Source organism: Pseudomonas sp. NPDC096917, from assembly GCF_044762555.1.
Lineage (GTDB): Bacteria > Pseudomonadota > Gammaproteobacteria > Pseudomonadales > Pseudomonadaceae > Aquipseudomonas.
This window is the reverse complement of sequence record NZ_JBIWEO010000001.1, coordinates 326,191-344,769: the sequence shown is the minus strand read 5'-3', so window position 1 is coordinate 344,769 and position 18,579 is coordinate 326,191. Positions and strand designations below refer to the sequence as shown.

General features: G+C 57.9%; 11 protein-coding genes and 1 pseudogene. 4 read left to right on the top strand and 8 right to left on the bottom strand.

Annotated features, from left to right (window positions below; genetic code table 11):
• Window positions 1-74 precede the first annotated feature (74 nt).
• The 3 genes from ACIQYF_RS01555 to ACIQYF_RS01545 all read left to right on the top strand — a co-directional run bounded on the left by ACIQYF_RS01555 (window position 75) and on the right by ACIQYF_RS01545 (window position 7,178).
• On the top strand, window positions 75-371 hold the full coding sequence (locus ACIQYF_RS01555) for a hypothetical protein (protein WP_402855832.1): 297 nt from the start codon (window positions 75-77) through the stop codon (window positions 369-371).
• Between the two features lie 162 nt (window positions 372-533).
• The gene (locus ACIQYF_RS01550; protein ID WP_402855829.1) at window positions 534-4,826 is read left to right on the top strand and encodes a dermonecrotic toxin domain-containing protein; all 4,293 of its coding nucleotides are present in this window, start codon (window positions 534-536) and stop codon (window positions 4,824-4,826) included.
• Between the two features lie 273 nt (window positions 4,827-5,099).
• The gene (locus ACIQYF_RS01545) at window positions 5,100-7,178 is read left to right on the top strand and encodes a TonB-dependent receptor family protein (RefSeq protein WP_402855826.1); all 2,079 of its coding nucleotides are present in this window, start codon (window positions 5,100-5,102) and stop codon (window positions 7,176-7,178) included.
• Window positions 7,179-7,270: 92 nt separating this feature from the next.
• On the opposite strand, the gene ACIQYF_RS01540 is transcribed toward ACIQYF_RS01545, so the two are convergent.
• The 8 genes from ACIQYF_RS01540 to glnE form a co-directional block, all read right to left on the bottom strand.
• On the bottom strand, window positions 7,271-8,710 hold the full coding sequence (locus ACIQYF_RS01540) for a lipopolysaccharide kinase InaA family protein (RefSeq protein ID WP_402855823.1): 1,440 nt from the start codon (window positions 8,708-8,710) through the stop codon (window positions 7,271-7,273).
• A complete protein-coding gene (locus ACIQYF_RS01535) occupies window positions 8,710-9,462 on the bottom strand; it encodes a lipopolysaccharide kinase InaA family protein (protein WP_402855820.1) in 753 nt (250 codons plus the stop codon). Before ACIQYF_RS01535 ends, ACIQYF_RS01540 begins: the two co-directional genes overlap by 1 nt.
• A complete protein-coding gene (locus ACIQYF_RS01530; RefSeq protein WP_402855817.1) occupies window positions 9,459-10,193 on the bottom strand; it encodes a lipopolysaccharide kinase InaA family protein in 735 nt (244 codons plus the stop codon). The genes ACIQYF_RS01535 and ACIQYF_RS01530 overlap by 4 nt, the downstream gene beginning before the upstream one ends.
• Window positions 10,193-10,999 (bottom strand): lipopolysaccharide core heptose(I) kinase RfaP, encoded by an 807-nt coding sequence (gene rfaP, locus ACIQYF_RS01525; RefSeq protein WP_402855814.1) that lies wholly within the window; start codon window positions 10,997-10,999, stop codon window positions 10,193-10,195. Before rfaP ends, ACIQYF_RS01530 begins: the two co-directional genes overlap by 1 nt.
• A complete protein-coding gene (locus ACIQYF_RS01520) occupies window positions 10,999-12,120 on the bottom strand; it encodes a glycosyltransferase family 4 protein (RefSeq protein WP_402855811.1) in 1,122 nt (373 codons plus the stop codon). The genes rfaP and ACIQYF_RS01520 overlap by 1 nt, the downstream gene beginning before the upstream one ends.
• Window positions 12,120-13,181, bottom strand: a complete 1,062-nt coding sequence (gene waaC / locus ACIQYF_RS01515) for a lipopolysaccharide heptosyltransferase I (protein WP_402855808.1) — start codon at window positions 13,179-13,181, stop codon at window positions 12,120-12,122. The genes ACIQYF_RS01520 and waaC overlap by 1 nt, the downstream gene beginning before the upstream one ends.
• Window positions 13,182-14,216: a lipopolysaccharide heptosyltransferase II gene (gene waaF / locus ACIQYF_RS01510; RefSeq protein ID WP_402855805.1), complete on the bottom strand. Its 1,035-nt coding sequence runs from the start codon at window positions 14,214-14,216 to the stop codon at window positions 13,182-13,184.
• A 192-nt stretch (window positions 14,217-14,408) separates the two neighbouring features.
• Window positions 14,409-17,351, bottom strand: coding sequence for a bifunctional [glutamate--ammonia ligase]-adenylyl-L-tyrosine phosphorylase/[glutamate--ammonia-ligase] adenylyltransferase (gene glnE, locus ACIQYF_RS01505; RefSeq protein ID WP_402855802.1), 2,943 nt, complete (start codon window positions 17,349-17,351; stop codon window positions 14,409-14,411).
• Between the two features lie 383 nt (window positions 17,352-17,734).
• Here glnE and ACIQYF_RS01500 point away from each other — a divergent pair.
• Window positions 17,735-18,579: pseudogene (locus ACIQYF_RS01500) on the top strand (pyruvate dehydrogenase (acetyl-transferring), homodimeric type); the annotation flags it as partial.

The window sequence follows — 18,579 nt, the reverse complement described above, 5'->3', positions numbered from 1 at the left end:
CTGAAAAAAGGGTGTACTGCGCGCCAAGCGCAGAAACAACTAAAGGGCGGGATTATAGCGTAAAGCGCGCATGAATGACCCTGCACGATTTGCCGCGCCTTGCCATCAAGGTGACAGGTGCAGCGCCCCGCTTTGCGCAAAGAACCCAGCAGGGCGCAGGGGAGGTCGTCTTCTCTTATGGCAGAAATCTGGATCTCGCCCTGTTGAAAAATGACGATTGGCTACCAATGGAAATCCCCGTCACGGTTGCGCCACGCCTTGGACTGTCTCTGGCACACACCCGCCAAAGACTCCGCAAGCCAGGTCAGTTGAGGTTTGAAAATACCGCAGGCGGGGCTGTGCAGGCTGACCCTGATGACCACCTCGACTGACGCACGTCGAGTCACCCTGCCTGGCCGCCAAAGACGCTCGACGGCGTCTTTGGCGGTCGCAGGTTCGCTCCATAGATATGTAAGACCCACCCGCTAACACTTTGCGTTTTCCTGTGATCACGACGTCGCGTGCACCCCGCACGCCTCTACAGGAAACACGACATGCCTACACATCTGGAGCGCTTCAAAGGCGCTGAGCGCGAACTGACCACACTGACGGATGCCTTTCCCAACCTTGAGACCGCACTGGACCATCGTCTGCGGGTATTTTTCCCAACGCTGCCTGAAGACATCTGTACTGACTTTCTCTTCCGCAACTACTTATTAACCCCTGAGCCCGGCCAGTCATCCGTCATCGCCAGTCAATCGCTTAGCCAACTGATCGATGAGTGCTACCTCACTCAGACAGTTCCGACCTTCGGACCGGAATCCGGCCGCATCTACCATCAGGATTACACCCTGGCAGATCAAGACAAAGTCCGTGAAATCACCCTGCCCGCGCTGGAAAAATACCTGGATTTCACCACCCATAATCTTGAGACCTGCGTCAGGTCTGCATTGACTGACTTTTGGCGAAAAAAGAGTGAGCGCTTCGGCGGTCAAACGCCGAAAATCTGGCTGTCACAATTTATCCAAAAACTGATGCTTGCCGAAGCCAACGTACGTCGCGCGGATCAAACCTTAAGCGTTGCTGCGCTGGAAGCGATTAACCAGCTTTTCCCAGCGCCCGCCGCGGTTGCACCACTCACAACGACCTTTGGCTTTTATACGCTAGCACTCAATGGCCACTCATCAGTCCCTACGGTCGCCCTGTACGGTGCGTTCATCATCACCACAAAAGATCTGCCTGTTGACCCTTTTAACCCTCATTACAAACGAATCATCCAGGACGACACGCCAAGAACCGTCGTGCTCTACACCCCGCGCAATGGTATTGAAACCTTCGACTCCATCACAGCGCTCACCGTCGAGTTAAACGCCCGGATAAAGGACGATTATCAGCGTGAAACGTTACTCCATTGCGTGCTGAATGAAGAGCGTGTCCGCGCCCTGGCTCACCAGAACGTGGATGTGTTAGCCGTTAACCAAGAAGACACAACAACCTTTTACGTTGACCAACTGATTGCCAAGCAAGACCGCGACATCCGACACGACTGGATGCTCGCACGCAACCAGCAGCAAGACACGAGCATCGAGTTATTGTCCGAGCGGATCGAGTTTTTATTGACCTCAAGCTGGCTCATCAAACCCGAGTTTCTTTTACAAGCTCGCTACACCCGACTGATCGAAAGCCAGCTACCGCTGTGGCTAAAAAACGCCTCGGTCACTGACAAAACCCAATGGCGCCTGGCCTTCGAACGCCTGAACCGCGAAAGGTCCTCTTCGCAAGCCTCTAACGCTCACCCACTCAACGAGATCGGGGAAAAAAGCACCCTGCTCGGCTACGCCAGAGTCCAGCTCAAGCAACAGATCAAAATCGATCACGGCATTGACGTTGATCCAGACAGCATTTTCATTTCGACCACCGAGGCAGTGCAGACAGGGCCCGTGTTTAACCCGGGACAGTCAAGCTTCCCCCAGGGCTACAGCCTGCCGCGCACCGGCCCCACCCTTACCTACAAAACCACTCGTCGAAGCTTGAGTGAGGTCGCACTGTCCAACGTCGGTATTTGGGATGTCACCTTTGCCCTCACCGCACAGGTCAAAGATGCGGGCGGCAAAACCCACCCGGTTCTAACCCGCAGTTACCTTAAAGGGCTGGTGCGACAACTGGATATTGGCCAACGCTACAAAAACCTGCTTAACAGCCTGCTGGTTAACTCCGCTCAGGCTCAATGGCGCAAAGAGCGCTACGTCGAGTTTAAAAAAGCACAGTTAACGCTGGACCTGCTGGAAGCAAAGCTCTCGGGCAACTTGAACACGGTCGAAGCGGCCATGATTCAATTCGCCTACGACCATCCGCTTGACAGCACACGCCCGCGCCTAAACGCAGAGCTCATTAAAGTCCACCTGCTGATGCTGCGTTATAAACCGCTGCCCGGCATCCTGGTGTTCAGCACCACCGGCTCCAATCGCCTTATCTGCTATATGCCCGGCTCACCGGATAACACCTGGTTCCTGACCGCCAACTCTCGCAGTGAATTGAGCCAAAAGCTTTCCCGTGCAGATTTGCGTGCTTACATTCTGCGCCGCGTTACACCCGCCCAGCAGGCCTATATCAAACCACTGATTGAAAAGGGCCTGACAGACGACACGGTCCGTCTGCAACCCATCAATCATGATTTTTTCAAAGCGTCCTACGATACCGAAGCCCTACACGCCATCAATGATGCCGATGAGCAATCGACATCCACCTGGGAAAGCAACCTCAACACGGCCAAGGAAACAGCCCTGACCGTGATCGACATCATCTCGATTGTGCTGCCCACCAAGGTGCTGCTTCCCGTGGCGCTGGCGCGCTTCAGCTACCAGGTCATCCTGGGGAAAGACGCGCTGCGACGTGACCAGCAACACGAGGCGTTGCTGTACTTTCTGGACTCCATCACCCACCTGACCGATGGCGCCTCTGATTTTGCAGGGTCTGCAGTGTTCGGGGCTTCCATTCGCCAGCGTGTCAAACAACCGGCTCCCGTCTTGAGCAAGAGCGCTGCAAGCACACTGTCGCTTCAGGCGCTGACGCTACGCCGCGGGGAAGCGTATGCAGGGGGGGTGTATGAGCAAACAGTGACGTCTGGCCGCAGCACACCTGAGCACTACCTCAAAACCAGCGATAACGCCCTTTATGCCAGTCGATACGACAATCTGGATGATGCCTGGCGAACCATTGACGGGCGCCAGCCCGATGCGTTGTACAACCTGCCTATGCGCGAATTGTCTTCTGGCATATGGGATGTCGACCCCAACCTCCCGCAAAAGACAGGGATACAGCGCGTCATAGAAAGTGCGCAGGTCAGCGGGATTAACCTCGACCGCTACACCCCGGATGCCCAAGGGATCTATCGGGTGGGCAATAACCGATACATTCAGGAACAAGGTGTCGTTTTTGAAGTGTTCAGTGGCTGGCTGGGGCGTGATTGGTATTTGCAACTACCGAGCAGCTCAAGCACCGGAGGCGGTGCACGCTACAAACTGCGACGCAGTGCCGGCTACTGGGAAATCAAACACAAACCCACCGCCAGCACCAAGTTCTGGGAGCCGTTGGTACGCAACAGCAGCCAATTGCCGGAAGCGGTGCCCACGATTAATTACAGCGATTACGACGTTCCCAGTGAGTACAGGACCAAGATTAAAAACTGGATACATGAACACCGATCGTTTGTAGATACCACCGGGGCATCAGCGAGTATTGACTACACCAACCACCAACTCATCTTTTCACAATTAAGGTTCAGGTTGCTGGATGACGCCCGTGCATTCCTGAGCACAAAACCGGCAAAACCTCGGGTCAACCGTCCACAACTGCCTGCAGAGATAAGTCTGGAGAACGCGTCCAAGCGAATGTTCGAACACTCTACCGGCCTGGTTTTTGGAGAAACCCACTCTCACCAATCCCCAAAGAAAGTGCTGATAACTCAGATGGAGGCCTATGCCAAAAGCGATGTAGCCACCCTCTACCTGGAACACCTTCAAACTGACCTGCACCAACCCCTTCTTGACGAGTTTCATACCACGGGAAAGATGCCTATCGTTCTGGATGAATTTCTTAAAGCCCAGGACCTGGGGCACCGAATCGATCCCTCAAGCCCTTACAACTACAGCCAACTGGTGCGAAAAGCCCAGCGTCATGGCATTGAGATCAAAGCGCTCGATTGCATGGCCAGTTACAACCATAGAGGCATGCGTATGCGCCCTGACGGGAGTGAGCCATTGTCACAAGACCTGATCCGCTACCAGTCATTCAGTTACTTTGCCTCACGCATCATCCGCACCAATCAGCTGCGAAACGGGGGCCGGAAATGGATAGCACTTGTCGGGAACAGTCACTCAAATACCTATAAGGGCATACCAGGCCTGGCGGAACTTGAAGGTGTTATCAGTGTGCGCGTCTCGGATACCGCCCCGAATACGGGCCGCGGTTTACGCCAAGACATCGTGGATGTCATTAAACCAAGTCATTACTCCCATAACGTGGAAGTGCTCAAACATGACTATTGGCTGGAAGTGGATATCCCGCAGGCACACGCGCCCGAACAGCCTCTTTCACTTGTGCAGCTTAATGAGAGGCTCAAACATCCTGGTTATTTCAGGTTTGAGGCGAACTTACCCGAGGGCGCGCAGTTGATACACCGCGCGTCAAACCATGAAATCATTCGTACACCTATCCATACCGACCCAGACGGTCAGTTCTATATCGAGCGTGAAAGCTGGGGCAGTACGATCCATCAAAAGCGCTATGACACGATGGAAGACCTGATCAAGGACTTGCGCGACAGGGGCATGAGCCAAATGCAATAGTTTCAAAAATCTGGCACCCGACAAGGGCGACTCTGGTCGCCCTTACTCGAAACGGCTGGCCAGCCGTAGGCCGAGTCTCGCAACAGGTGTGGTGCTTGCTCCTTGCGCGGCTGATTGATTCGTCGCTGCGCAACCACACAGCACATAACGCATCGCATCTAAGGGGCCGCTTTGTGTGCCATCTTTATTCTTCCCGCTAAACTACCCCCCTTCTGCTAGCCTGATACCCGCCGCCCCAGACGGGTCGCTTCACACGGAACCCCTGAACTGCCCATGAAATGCTTTGCTCCCGCGCACTTTGCCCTGTTACTCCCTGGCCTCTGCCTGGCCCCTTTTAGCGTTGCCGAACCCCTGGAGCTCGATCCCAGTGTGATCACCGGCTCGCGTAACGCCAGCCCAAGCTTTGACCTGCCGTATTCGGTCGACAGCATCAGCCAAGGGCAAATCCGCGACGGACAGCTGGGCATCAATGCCTCGGAAGTGCTGACGCGGGTGCCAGGGCTGGTGGTGCAAAACCGGCAAAACTACGCGCAGGACTTGCAAATTTCGTCCCGTGGTTTTGGTGCGCGTTCAGCATTTGGCGTACGCGGTATCAAACTGATTGCCGACGGCATCCCGGCCAGCACTCCGGACGGTCAGGGGCAGGCAGCCACCTTCAACCTCGACACCGCCGAGCGCATCGAAGTGTTGCGCGGCCCGGCGGCCACCCTGTACGGCAGCAACGCCGGTGGGGTGATTCAAATGTTCTCTCGTGACGGCGAAGGCCCACCGCGTATAGGTGCCGAAACATTGGTGGGCAGCGACGGCTTGAGCAAAAACCACCTCACCGCAGAAGGCGCGACGGATGACGTGGGCTTTGTACTCGATGCCTCACGCATGGACACCGACGGCTACCGCGACCACAGCGCCGCACGCCGCGACCAGACCTTCGCCAAGCTCAACCTCAAGCCCGATGAAGACAGCAAATTGGCGCTGATCTACAGCAGCCTGGAGCAAAACGGCACCCAGGACCCCCTGGGCCAAAGCTGGGCCGCCTACAAGGCGGACCCGCGCTCAGTGACGCCCAGCGCGCTGACCTACAACACGCGCAAAAGCATCGACCACCAACAATTGGGCATGAACTACGAGCGCTACATCGGCGACGCGACCTTGCAGGTCAATGCGTATACCGGCACGCGCAGCGTGATTCAGTATTTGGCGATTCCCAAAGGCACACCCAGCAATAATCAGGGTGGCGGCGTTGTTCAATTCGACCGCAAGTTCTATGGCGGCAGCCTGCGCTGGCTGCAACCCGTACAAGGGGTGCCCGGCGACCTGACCCTGATTGGCGGGTTGGATTACGATCAAAGCCAGGACAGCCGCCACGGCTATAACAACTTTGTCGGCGATCAATTGGGCATCAAAGGTGCGCTGGTTCGGGACGAAATCGACACTGCCCGCAGCCTCGACCCGTATGTGCAGGCCAACTGGGCGCTGGACAACTGGACCGTTCAGGCCGGTTTGCGCTACAGCACCATGGAAATGGATGTCCATGATCAATTTTTGAGCAACGGCGACGACAGCGGCAACAAACGCTACGAAAAAGCCACGCCTTCAGTCAGTGTGATGTACGCCTTCACACCCGAACTGCATGGCTATGTCAGCGCCGGCAAAGGCTTCGAAACCCCGACGCAAGCAGAACTTGCCTACTCACCCAATGGCCAGGGCTTCAATTTTGGCCTAAGGCCTTCTGAGAGCACACAGTACGAAATGGGCTTAAAAGCTCAGCTCGACAACACGCGAATCGACGCCGCGATTTTCCAGATCACCACTCAAGATGAACTGGTGGTCTTGAGCAATACCGGCGGACGCACGACTTATCAGAACGCGGGTCGCACCTTGCGTCGCGGCTTTGAACTGGGCGTCGAAAGCCAACTGGCCGAACACTGGACCACCACCCTCGCCTACACCCGCCTGCAAGCGACCTACGATCGCGATTTCACCAGCACCTCAGGCACCATCGACAAAGGCAACTACCTGCCGGGTGTGCCGCAAACCACCTTGTTTGCCGAGGTCAACTGGAAGCCCACCGATTGGGTCAGCACCGCCATCGAAGGCCTGTACCGCAGCAAGGTCTACGTCGAAGACACCAACACCCAAAAAGCCGCGCCGGCCTACAGCGTCTTCAACTGGCGAGCAAAGTTTGAGCAAAAGATCGAGCACTGGACCTTCAGCCAGACCTTGCGTCTGGACAACCTGCTGGACCGCCAGTATGTGGGCTCGGTGATTGTGGGGGACAGCAACAACCGTTATTACGAAGCCGCGCCGGGCCGCTCGTGGTACGCCGGGGCCGGAGCGCAGTACAGCTTCTGATAGCGAAGATGAAAAAATCGCAGCCTGCCCGTTTGGCGTGCGCCTCACAACCTGCAGGCGCGCGCTTGCCCGCGATCGTTTGATCTGGCGCCTCACACCTCTTTGGGTAGGCGCCCGTCAATCACTTGATGCAACGCACTGCTCACCGGCCAGTTGCGCATAAAGCGCGCACGGTCACGGGCGTAAGCCGGGGCGAAGCTGCCCAGCGAGCGGTGCTGGCACATCGAATCCAGGTCGATCAGCGCCCAACGTCCGCTGTCCCAAAACACGTTGTGGCCTTTAAGGTCACCATGACTGATGCGTTCGCGAATCAAGTCAGCAAACAACTCGTCCAACGCCTGCAATTCGGACTCAGGGGCATCGCCACTGTCTTGATACGGCGCAAAACGCTCGATGATGTCCGGACCCGGCAGGTATTCGGTCACCAGATACGCTCTGCCACGCAGCCACAAAAAGCGCGTTTCAAGCAGCGCCAGCGGCTTGGCCGTAGCAATGCCCAAAAACGCCAGGCGATTGCCCTCGCGCCATGAATGCCACGCCCGGCTCGGGCGCCAAAAACGTTTGAGCCAGTGCGCAAAGCCTTTGATGTTGTAGCGTTTGACCACCAACGTGCGGCCCGCCACTTCAACCTTGCCAACGCTGGCTGCACCACCGGTTTTGTATAAATGCCCTTTATCGAGCAAGGCATCGGCTTTGTCCAAAACCGGCAGCATCGCCGCTTCTTCTTCGCGTCGAATGGCGCGCAAGGACAAAGACCCACGCTGCACGCTGAATAACGAACAGTCACGCCCCACTTTGTTCAAAAAGTCATTGAGGCGCCAGGCCCGCACTTTCTCGACCTGCTTAAGCAGCGCTTCCAGCGGCAAGGCGTGTTCGCCGTTGCTCAGCAGGTAATGCACCAGCAGTTCTTCGATAAACGGCTCAAGGTTTTTCGGTAACTGCGCGAAGAACACCCCAAGGTTTTCCAGCACTTTTTGCCGCGACAGCGGTTTACCCGCCTCTTCGACGCAAATGCCCGCCCCATCGATCAAATACAGCTTGCCGTTTTGACGCAGCAGATTGTCGAGGTGCAGGTCTTCTTGCCACAGCCCCTTGCGGTGCATCTGGCCAATCGCTGCCAACGCCTCGGCCAGTACGCCTTGTTGTTCATCCGCCAAGACCGGTAGCGATTCAACATCGCTCCAGGCCTCGCCCAAGCTTTGTGCGTGTTCGAGAAATTCAAACAGCAGCCAACCGCCCTCGCCTTCCTGCAAACCATCAGCCAGCAGTTGCGGCGTGGTCAAGCCTTGCTCGGCCAGCAGGCGCACCCCCGTCAGCTCACGCTGAAAGCTGCGCGCCGCCTTGCTGCCGACCATTAGCTTGGCCAGCACTGTACGCCCCCGCCACACGCCAGCCCCCACATACCGCTGGCCCGGCAAGACACGCAGCAGGGTCAGCAGTTGCAACTGTGCAGGCCCTGCGGCATCTGCCAGTTCGATGTTCAGCGGCAAGCCCGGCGCGCGCCCGGCTGTTTGCAGTTCAGACAATCGCATCAACGGCTCTCCTTGTGGCTGCGACGAACGTTCAATCGCTCAAACCAGGCATCGACCAGGCCACTTTCAACCGGTTGCTCCAGGTACGCCGCGAGCAACGTACGCACGTCGTCTGCGGTCCAGACCTGAGCACGGCGCAACAGGGGCTCAATGTCTTTGACCCGGTCTCGCTGGCCCAGCAGCAAGGGCCGAGTCTTTTCCAGATCGATCAATTGGGCGCGATACCCGGTGCCGTCAGGCTGCATGAAGATATGTTTGGGATAGAAACAACCATGCACCTGACGAACCGCGTGCAGGCGACGCGCTAACTGGCCACAGGTTTGCAAGATGGCTCGTTGCTGCTCAGGGGTCAGTTGCGGCCACTGCTCAAGCAGCGAATCGAGGTCGCTCCAGCCATCAAGGGCGCGAGTCATGAGGATGGCCCGGCGCTCGCCCTGTACCTTGCGCTCACCGAAAAACACCGCTTCCAACGCCGGAATGCCGAGCTGCTGGTAACGCTGAATATTACGGAATTCGCGGGCAAAGCTCGGCTCGCCGAACGGACTGTGCAAGGTGCGGGTCAGGTAGTTGCTCTGGCGCTTGAGGTAAAACCCCTGGCCTTCCAAATCCATGCGAAACACGCTGCTCCAGCCGCCGCGGCTGGTGTTGGGCTCATCGACCGCATCCAGTTGCAGGTTCCACAAGGCATCGAAATCAGACAGTCCATTGCGTTCCAGCAAAGCCCGTTCGGCTCCTGCCAAAAAATCAGTCATTCCCGGCCCTCAAAAAAACGCACGATATGGCGGACTCGTTCTTTGTCCGCCGCGTTGAGCGTAGTGCGTCCGGTGTATTGAAAGTAAAACCGCAGACGCTGGGTGGCTGTCAGGTGGTACTTGGCCACTTTGTCGAGGCACGCCAGGTCTTTGGTGATGCGGTACTTGAGCCAGAATCCACGCCAGAAATCGCCGTTCGGGCAGTCGATCAAATACAACTGGGACTGATCGTCGATCAGCAAGTTACGCCACTTCAAGTCGTTATGGGTAAAACGGTGGTCGTGCATGATCCGCGTGTAGCGCGCCAGTTGTCGACTCACGCCATCGACCCACGCACGATCTTTAAGCAGCGGATCGTTGTTGTCGGCCAAGTCGGAAAGGTCGCGGGTGTTGGGCAGTTCACGGGTGATCAAAGCTCCCCGATCATAGGCCGCCCCCCGACGCTCAAGCCCCCAGGCAACCACTTCGGCGGTGGGAATACCCCACTTGGCGAAGCGCTTGAGGTTCTGCCATTCAGACTTGACCCGTGGACGCCCCAAATACCGGCGCAAGCCTTTGCCCGCGCCGGTATAGCGTTTGACGTAGTAATTGACCCCGCCACGCTCAACGCGGATCACGTCCGATAACGGATCGCGCGTCAGATGTTCGCCCTTCAGGGCAAACACCGCATCCAAAGTGCCAAAATCGGCGGCCAAGGCGCTGTAAGCAGGTTCCAGATTCCAACCCGCCATTACAAAGCATCTCCATAGCGCACTTTGCGCTCGTAGAGTTTTTGCGCCTTGCCTTCAAGCCACGCCAGCAAACGGGCTTCGTCACGCAGGATCTGGCGCAGCGGCATCTGGAAGTAGCCGCGCAGGAAGCGCAGTTTGTCGCGCGGGGTCAGGCCAATGTCCAACGCCGAAAAGTACAGCGCGGCCAGGTCTTTGTTGCGCCAGCGCTTGCTGATCACGGCACGTGTCTGGGCGCGATGCAGATCGATCACCGACAGGCGAAAGTCATGCGCCGTGACCGGTTTATCGGTGTGCAGCAAAAAGTGGCAGATGTAGCAGTCGCGGTGGTTAACACCGGCGCGGTGCATCATGCCGACCATGCGCGCCACTTCAGCGATCAGCGCATGTTTGAGCGTGGGCTGCGGCGGCTCTTTGAGCCAGTTGATGCTGAAATCTTCAAGGCTGACGGTCGGCGCCAGTTCTTCGGTGATGATGAACGAGTGCTGTGCGGCCGGGTTGCTGCCCTTTTCGCCATAGGCGACAGCCGTCATGGTCGGTACGCCGACTTCGTGCAAGCGATTGATCGCCTGCCATTCCTGGCCTGCGCCCAGCACCGGAAGTTTGGCCGTGAGCAGGTTTTTAAACACTTCACCCCAACCAATGCCACGGTGGATCTTTACAAAATAACCACGCCCGTCGACTTCCGTACGCAAGGTACGGCGGCCTTCAAGTTCGCGGTAAACCTCGCCCTCCAGACGCTCGACTTCGGTGAACGCATCGCGTCCGGCCCACAAGCTTTTGAACGGTTCGGCAAGTATCAGTTTCATCAGTGTTGCTCCGCCAGAATCACATCCGCAGCATGCTGCGGCATGCTATAGAGGTCGGCCGTCTGCGCGTAGGCCAGGCCGTTTTGGCTCCAGGCGGCACGCGCAGCATCGTCGGACAACATGTAGGTCAGGTATTCATTGAGCTGTGTCTGTTCGAACGGTTCGTCCAGCACACGCCCCGCGTCAGCGTCGCTGATGTAATGGGCATAGCCGCATACCGCGCTGACCAGCACCGGCAACCCCGCCACCAATGCTTCGAGCAGCACGGTGCCGGTATTTTCGTTGTAGGCCGGGTGAATCAGCAGGTCGGCGCCCAGCAGGAAACGCGGGATGTCACTGCGTCCCCTGAGGAACTGCACATGCTCGCCCAGCCCTAACGTGGCGCTCTGCAATTGAAAGACTTTGGGGTCATCCTGACCAATGACAAATAGCTTGGTGCGTTTTTTGAGCACTGGCGGCAAAGCGGCCAAGGCTTTTAGGCTGCGGTCGACGCCTTTGGTCTTGAACCCGGAACCGATTTGCACCAGCAGCAGGTCATCATCTGCCAGCTTGAACTCGCGGCGGAACTCGGCGCGGATTTCAGCCGCGTTCGGCGGCGCACGACGGTCCAGCGCAATGCCCGGCGGCAGCAAATGGAAGCGCTGCAACGGGGTCTGATAATGCTTGATAAACAGCGGCTGCTGGACTTCGGAAATCATCAGGATTTCGGTCTTGGCATCCTTGTCGAATACCGCACGCTCGTACTCGGCAAAGTGCTTGTAGCGCTTGAAGAAGCGATAAAACGAATGCCGCAGATTCTGCGCCTTGTCTTCAAAACAGCCGTCGGCGGCGTAATACACGTCCAGCCCCGGCATTTTATTGAAGCCAATCAGGCGGTCGACCGGGCGTTTAGCCAGGTCAGCCTGCATCCAGGCGAGCATTTTTTCGTTACGGGTGTGGTTGTGGAACGCCTTGACCGGCGCCACCAACACTTCAAAGCCGGGCGGAATATCGCCTTCCCAGATCATCGTGTACACACGAATCTGGTGCCCGCGCTTCTGGCACTCCAGCGCAATGCGCATGAAGTCGCGTTGCAGGCCACCAAACGGGAAATATTTGTACAGGACAAAAGCCAGTTGCATTAGCGCAGTTCCTCAGCCAGTAACAACGTGCTTAATCGACTTGCGACACGCTCAGGGTTCAGACGATTGAAGCACAGCGGCCACTCTTTCTTCAGGTCAAACCGCTGCTGATCCTGTGCAGTCGGCTGGTAAGTGCATTTTTTCTGCAGGCACGGCGCACACGGGAAATCGCTGGCCAAGTGTATCTGCACCTTGCCGTAAGCACCTGTGAGGCCGGGATTGGTGGGGCCGAACAGGGAGATGGTCGGCACATCCAATGCCGCCGCCAAATGCCCAAGACCGGTATCGACCGCCACACAGGCGCTGGCACTGGCTAACACTTTAGCCACGCCCGCCAGGTTCAGCTTGGGCAGCACCACGGCGTTATGCAGACCGTTGGCGATGCGCTCGGCGCGGGCTTTCTCAGCCGGGTTGCCCCACGGCAAGCGCACTTCGACACCCAGATGCCCCATGCGCACGGTCAAGTCGCGCCAGTACACTTCGGGCCAATGTTTGGTGTCCCACGTGGTGCCATGCAAGAACAGTACGTAAGGCTTCTTGCGCGGCAATTCAACAAGGCGCTCTACATCCAGGCCGTAATCGCCCAGCCCTTTGGGCAGGTCGTAGCCCAGCGCCACGGCGAACAGTTGGCGCAAACGCTCGACCGCATGCTGCCCGCGGGCCACGGCCAAACGGCGCTGATAGAAGTGACTGGCCAGCGGTTCACGGGCCGAGTGTTTGTCCAGCCCCGCCACCGGCGCTTTGACGTAGCGGGTCAACCAGGCGCTTTTGACCAATCCTTGGGCGTCGATCACCAAGTCATATTTTTCAGCGCGCAGGTTTTGCTTGAAGCGCTTCCACTCACCGCTCTTGAGGGTTTCCCAGATATTTTTGCGCCAGCGACGAATGGCCACCGGGATCACATTGCCAACCGCCGGATGCCAGGTCGGGATCTCGGCAAAGCCTTCTTCCACAACCCAGTCAAAGGTGATGCCGGGAATCGCTCGCGCGGCGTCAGTCAACGCCGGCAAGGCATGAATCACATCCCCAAGGGATGAGGTTTTCACCAACAGAACGCGCACCTAGTTGACCTCGACCACTGAGCCCTGCAACCGCTGCAAGGCTTCAATCACGGGCTCTGGCATCAGTTCACGCAGGCAGTTGTAGTGGCCAAAACGGCAGGTCCGCTCAAAGCACGGGCTGCACTCAAGGCCCAGACGCACGATTTCAACCTGGTCGGCCAACGGTGGGGTGAAGCCAGGCGACGTGGAGCCGTACACCGCCACCAGCGGGCGATTGAGCGCCGCCGCCACGTGCATCAACCCCGAATCGTTGGACACCACCGCATCGGCGCACGACAGCAGGTCAATAGCCTCAGCCAGCGAGGTTTCGCCACTGAGGTTGAAAGACTCCTCTCGAAAGCCGGGAATCAGCCGCGAGCGAATATCTTCGCCCACGCTGTGATCGTTTTTGGAGCCAAACAACCACACTTGCCAGCCTTCGCGGATCTTTTGCTCGGCCACTTTGGCGTAATGCTCGGACGGCCAGCGCTTAGACTCGCCAAACTCTGCGCCGGGGCACAGCGCCAGCACCGGGCGGTCCAGCGCCAAGCCGAACTTGCTCAGGGCGGCGTCGCGACTTTGCGGGTCGATTTGCAGGTCAGGCCGCGGATACGGCCGAGGCAGGTCTGCACCCGGCTCATACGCCAGCGCCATAAAGCGCTCGATCATCAACGGATACCGCTCTTTATCGAGCTTGCGCACATCATTGAGCAGGCCGTAGCGGAACTCGCCCCGCCAGCCAGTGCGTTTGGGAATGCTGGCGAAAAACGGCACCAGCGCCGATTTAAGCGAGTTAGGCAGCAAGATAGCCTGATCGTATTGGCCCTTGAGGGACTTGCCGATCTTGCGTCGCGTGGCCAGTTCAAGCGCACCGTGGCCGAGCGGAAAGCTCAAGGCCTTGCGAACTTCAGGCATGCGTTCAAGGATGGGCCGGCTCCACTCGGGGGCAAGCACATCAATTTCGCACTGTGGGTGGCGCTGCTTCAGGCACTGGAACAGTGTCTGCGCCATCACCATGTCACCGACCCAACTGGGCCCAACGATCAAAATATTCATAAGTTTCCATAAACAAGCAAGGGAGGCTTAAGCCCGATGCTCGTCAGCCAGAACGCTTAATTGTAGAAGCGAGCGTGCTCGCGATCTTTTAAAAGATCAAAAGATCGCGAGCACGCTCGCGCCTACAAGACCGTGTTCACGTTACTGACGGCTTCAGACTCTTGCCTCCCCGCTGTAATTGCTGGCTGTAGCTTAGCTCAAGCCCAGTTGCGCCCATATGCGCCGCACATCACGGCGCGCGTCCACCAGTTGATCACCGGTGACCACCCCCGCTTCCTTCTGCAAGGCCTGGCGGTGGGCAACGGCACGAAAGGCCTTGTAAGCCTCGCGCAATAGGCTGGCGTCAGTGGCGGGCATCAAGCCTGCCTGTTCCAGCCCTTCCAGAATGCGAATGTTATCGGTGTAGCGCAGTAATGCCGGGTGCTCCCTGGACCACGCCAGGGCCGCGTATTGCACCATAAATTCAATATCGACGATACCTCCCGCGTCCTGCTTGAGGTCGAACGGCACCGTGGGCAGGAAGGCATTGTCGCCCGTACCGGCAGCCGTAATCCGCGTGCCCAGGTTGTCGCGCATTTTGGCGCGCATCTCGCTGACTTCCTGACGCAGGGTCGGTAAATCACGTTCACGGCCCAACACTTGCGCCCTGACCTTTTCAAACGCCGCCCCCACCTGCTTGCATCCCACCAGCACCCGCGCCCGCACCAGCGCCTGATGCTCCCAGGTCCAGGCTTCATTCTGCTGATAACGCTCAAATGCCCCGAGCGAGCTGACCAACAAACCCGAGGCGCCTGACGGACGCAGGCGCATGTCGACGTCATACAGCTGGCCGGAGTTGGTTTGCGCGGTCAGTAAATGGATGATCCGCTGCCCCAAACGGGTGAAAAACTGCGCACTGTCGATCGGTTTTGCACCGTCTGTCTCGGCATTGGGATCGCCATCGTGGATAAACACCAGGTCCAGGTCCGAGCCATGGCCCAGCTCGATGCCGCCGACTTTGCCGTAGCCCACAATAATAAAGCCGGGGTCGCACAGGCTGCCGTCCGAACGCTGCGGGGTGCCGTATTTGGCCACCGTCTGACGCCAAGCCAATGCCAGCACTTGTTCCAGAATCGCTTCGGCTAGCCAGGTCAGGTAATCGCTGACCTTCATTAAAGGCAGGCTACCGGCGATTTCAGATGCCGCGACCCGCAGCCGATGGGCCAATTTAAAGTTACGCAGCGCCTCCATCTGCTGTTCGAGGTCATCCTCGGGGATGCGCGTCAGCCGCTCGCGCAACTCGGCGGCCAATTCGGGCGCCAACGGCGGCTTGAACAAACGCCCTTCGTTGAGCAACTCATCGAGCAACAACGGAAAGCGGGTGATCTGCTCGGCAATCCATGGGCTGGCCGCACACAACGTCAGCAGACGGCGCAGCGCATCGGGGTTCTCCGTCAGCAACACTAAATAAGCAGAACGTCGGGCTACCGCCTCCACCAGTGGCAACACGCGCTCCAGCACCAAGTCCGGATTGGCATGCTCGACCGCCTGTGCCAACAAGCGCGGGATAAAGGCATCCAGCCGCTCACGCCCCAAGCGCTGCATGGCCCGCAATTGCGGGCTGGCGCGCAGGCTGGCCAATTGTTTCAAGGCGTTGGGCGCATCCACAAACCCGGCTTCTTTCAACTGCGCACACGCCGCTTCGTCATCCTGGACTTCTTCCCACAGGGGCAACCACTCGCCGCCGACAATCATTTCGCCTTCGTCGATGTCATTTTCATCATCCGGATCGGCAATCACCTGACGGAAATGCCAGTCAATGCGTCCGCGCCACGCCATCAGTTGTTCGTGGAACAGCCCCCAACTGTCGAAGCCCATCATGAAGGCGATGCGTGCTTGATCCTGCTCACTGTCCGGCAGCATTTGGGTCTGGCGATCGGCAATGGCCTGAATGGCGTGTTCGGTGTAGCGCAAGAACTCGTAACCCTCGCGCAGCTCGCTGATCACTGCTGGCGGCAAGTAGCCCTGCCCTTCAAGGATGCTCAGTACTTTAAGCAGCGGGCGTTGTTGCAGGCTCAAGTCGCGGCCGCCGTGGATCAACTGGAACGCCTGGGCAATGAACTCGACTTCGCGAATCCCGCCCGCCCCCAGCTTGATGTTGTCGGCCATGCCTTTGCGCCGCACTTCCTGCTGGATCAACTGCTTCATGGTGCGCAGCGCTTCAATCGCCGAGAAGTCGAGGTAACGCCGATAGACAAATGGGCGCAGCAAGTCGAGCAACTGCGCGCCCATCACCTGATCACCCGCCACCACCCGCGCCTTGATCATGGCGTAACGCTCCCAGTCGCGGCCCTGATCCTGGTAGTACTGCTCCAGCGCGTTAAAGCTCAGCACCAGTGCGCCCGACGAGCCATAAGGCCGCAGCCGCATGTCGACGCGAAACACAAAGCCGTCGACGGTCATCGGGTCCAGTGCCTTGATCAAGCGCTGACCGAGGCGAATAAAGAACTCCTGGTTGTCCAGCGGGCGTTTGGCGCCGACCGTTTCGCCGCCTTCGGGATAAGCGAAGATCAGGTCAATATCCGACGACAGATTCAGTTCTACCGCGCCGAGCTTGCCCATGCCCAGAATCACCATCTGCTGCGGCTCGCCGCTACGATGCCCGGTCGGGGTGCCGAATTGCTGGCAATGACGCTGATACAGCCAGCGATATGCCTGATCAATGCTTGCATCGGCCATGTCCGACAGGTCGCGACAGGTTTCAATCAGGTCAGCCTGGCGGGTCAGGTCACGCCAGATGATACGAATTTGCTGGCGCGTGCGCTGACGGCGCAATACGCGTCCCAGCTCATCGTCGGTTTGCGCCTGCTGTGCGGCCTCGGCAATCTGCGCGCGCAGCTCACCCGGCGCAAAACTGCGATCCAGTTGCCCGCAGCGCTCCACTTCGAGCAACATCAAAGGGTCACGCAAGGCTTGTTCAATAAAGAAGTCACTCGCCGCACTCACCCGGGCGAAATCGGTCCAGCGCTCAGACGACCACTGGTCGAGTCCGTGCTCGCCTTCCAGACCGGCCACTGCACTGCGCCAAGACTGCTCGGCGCGGCTGGCAAGGGGCAATAAAAGGGAGGGCATTGCGGCAAGCGAGGGGAGGCTCATGGTCTATCCTTGATCGGCGACGGTATTGCCGAGTACGGTGACAGGAAGAAACAGCGGTTAAATCCGACTGTCGAACAAAAGTTATAAATAGCTGTAAATCGTCTTTTTTTGAAACCAAATATCTGAAAAAAGGCAAAACACAAAACACAGCACCAACAATATCGATTTATCGCACAACCCAACAGGTGACTTTCGAAGGCTTCCCTGTAGTTTTACTACTGGCTCACGCACTCGAAAGGCTGAAATGAGCAACGATTTGTAGTAAAACTACACAACGCCGGAATCAACCTTCCGGTCATCCAAGAATTTATGTCGTCTGCCCACAAGGCCAGTCGCAAACTCAGGCAACCGATTCTGGAAGCCTTTCCGCCCTGGAGCAAGCCATGCAAGACCTCGATCCCGTCGAAACCCAGGAATGGCTGGACGCCCTGGAATCGGTTCTCGACAAAGAAGGCGAAGAACGCGCTCACTACCTGATGACCCGTATGGGTGAGCTCGCTACTCGCACCGGTTCGCAATTGCCGTACGCCATCACGACTCCATACCGCAACACGATTCCTGTTACCCACGAAGCACGCATGCCTGGCGACCTGTTCATGGAACGCCGCATTCGCTCGCTGGTTCGCTGGAACGCCATGGCTATGGTTATGCGCACGAACTTGAAAGATTCTGACCTGGGCGGTCACATCTCCAGCTTCGCCTCCAGCGCAACGCTGTATGACATTGGCTTCAACTACTTCTTCCAGGCCCCGACCGAAGAACACGGCGGCGACCTGATCTACTTCCAGGGCCACACCTCGCCAGGCGTTTATGCCCGTGCGTTCATGGAAGGCCGCATCACCGAAGACCAAATGAACAATTTCCGCCAGGAAGTCGACGGTCAGGGCCTTTCGTCCTACCCGCACCCTTGGCTGATGCCTGACTTCTGGCAGTTCCCGACCGTATCCATGGGTCTGGGTCCAATCCAGGCGATCTACCAGGCACGTTTCATGAAGTACCTGGAGTCGCGCGGCTACATCCCGGCAGGCAAGCAAAAAGTATGGTGTTTCCTGGGTGACGGCGAGTGTGATGAGCCGGAATCTTTGGGCGCCATCTCCCTGGCTGGCCGCGAAAACCTCGACAACCTGATCTTCGTAATCAACTGCAACCTGCAGCGCCTCGACGGCCCGGTTCGCGGCAACGGCAAGATCATCCAGGAACTCGAAGGCGTATTCCGCGGTGCTCAGTG

Excerpts from the sequence above, each read along its gene's own strand:
- ACIQYF_RS01555 (WP_402855832.1), top strand. The coding sequence starts at position 75 with ATGACCCTGCACGATTTGCCGCGCCTTGCCATCAAGGTGACAGGTGCA.
- ACIQYF_RS01550 (WP_402855829.1), top strand. The coding sequence starts at position 534 with ATGCCTACACATCTGGAGCGCTTCAAAGGCGCTGAGCGCGAACTGACC.
- ACIQYF_RS01545 (WP_402855826.1), top strand. The coding sequence starts at position 5,100 with ATGAAATGCTTTGCTCCCGCGCACTTTGCCCTGTTACTCCCTGGCCTC.
- ACIQYF_RS01540 (WP_402855823.1), bottom strand. The coding sequence starts at position 8,710 with ATGCGATTGTCTGAACTGCAAACAGCCGGGCGCGCGCCGGGCTTGCCG.
- ACIQYF_RS01535 (WP_402855820.1), bottom strand. The coding sequence starts at position 9,462 with ATGACTGATTTTTTGGCAGGAGCCGAACGGGCTTTGCTGGAACGCAAT.
- ACIQYF_RS01530 (WP_402855817.1), bottom strand. The coding sequence starts at position 10,193 with ATGGCGGGTTGGAATCTGGAACCTGCTTACAGCGCCTTGGCCGCCGAT.
- rfaP (WP_402855814.1), bottom strand. The coding sequence starts at position 10,999 with ATGAAACTGATACTTGCCGAACCGTTCAAAAGCTTGTGGGCCGGACGC.
- ACIQYF_RS01520 (WP_402855811.1), bottom strand. The coding sequence starts at position 12,120 with ATGCAACTGGCTTTTGTCCTGTACAAATATTTCCCGTTTGGTGGCCTG.
- waaF (WP_402855805.1), bottom strand. The coding sequence starts at position 14,216 with ATGAATATTTTGATCGTTGGGCCCAGTTGGGTCGGTGACATGGTGATG.
- glnE (WP_402855802.1), bottom strand. The coding sequence starts at position 17,351 with ATGAGCCTCCCCTCGCTTGCCGCAATGCCCTCCCTTTTATTGCCCCTT.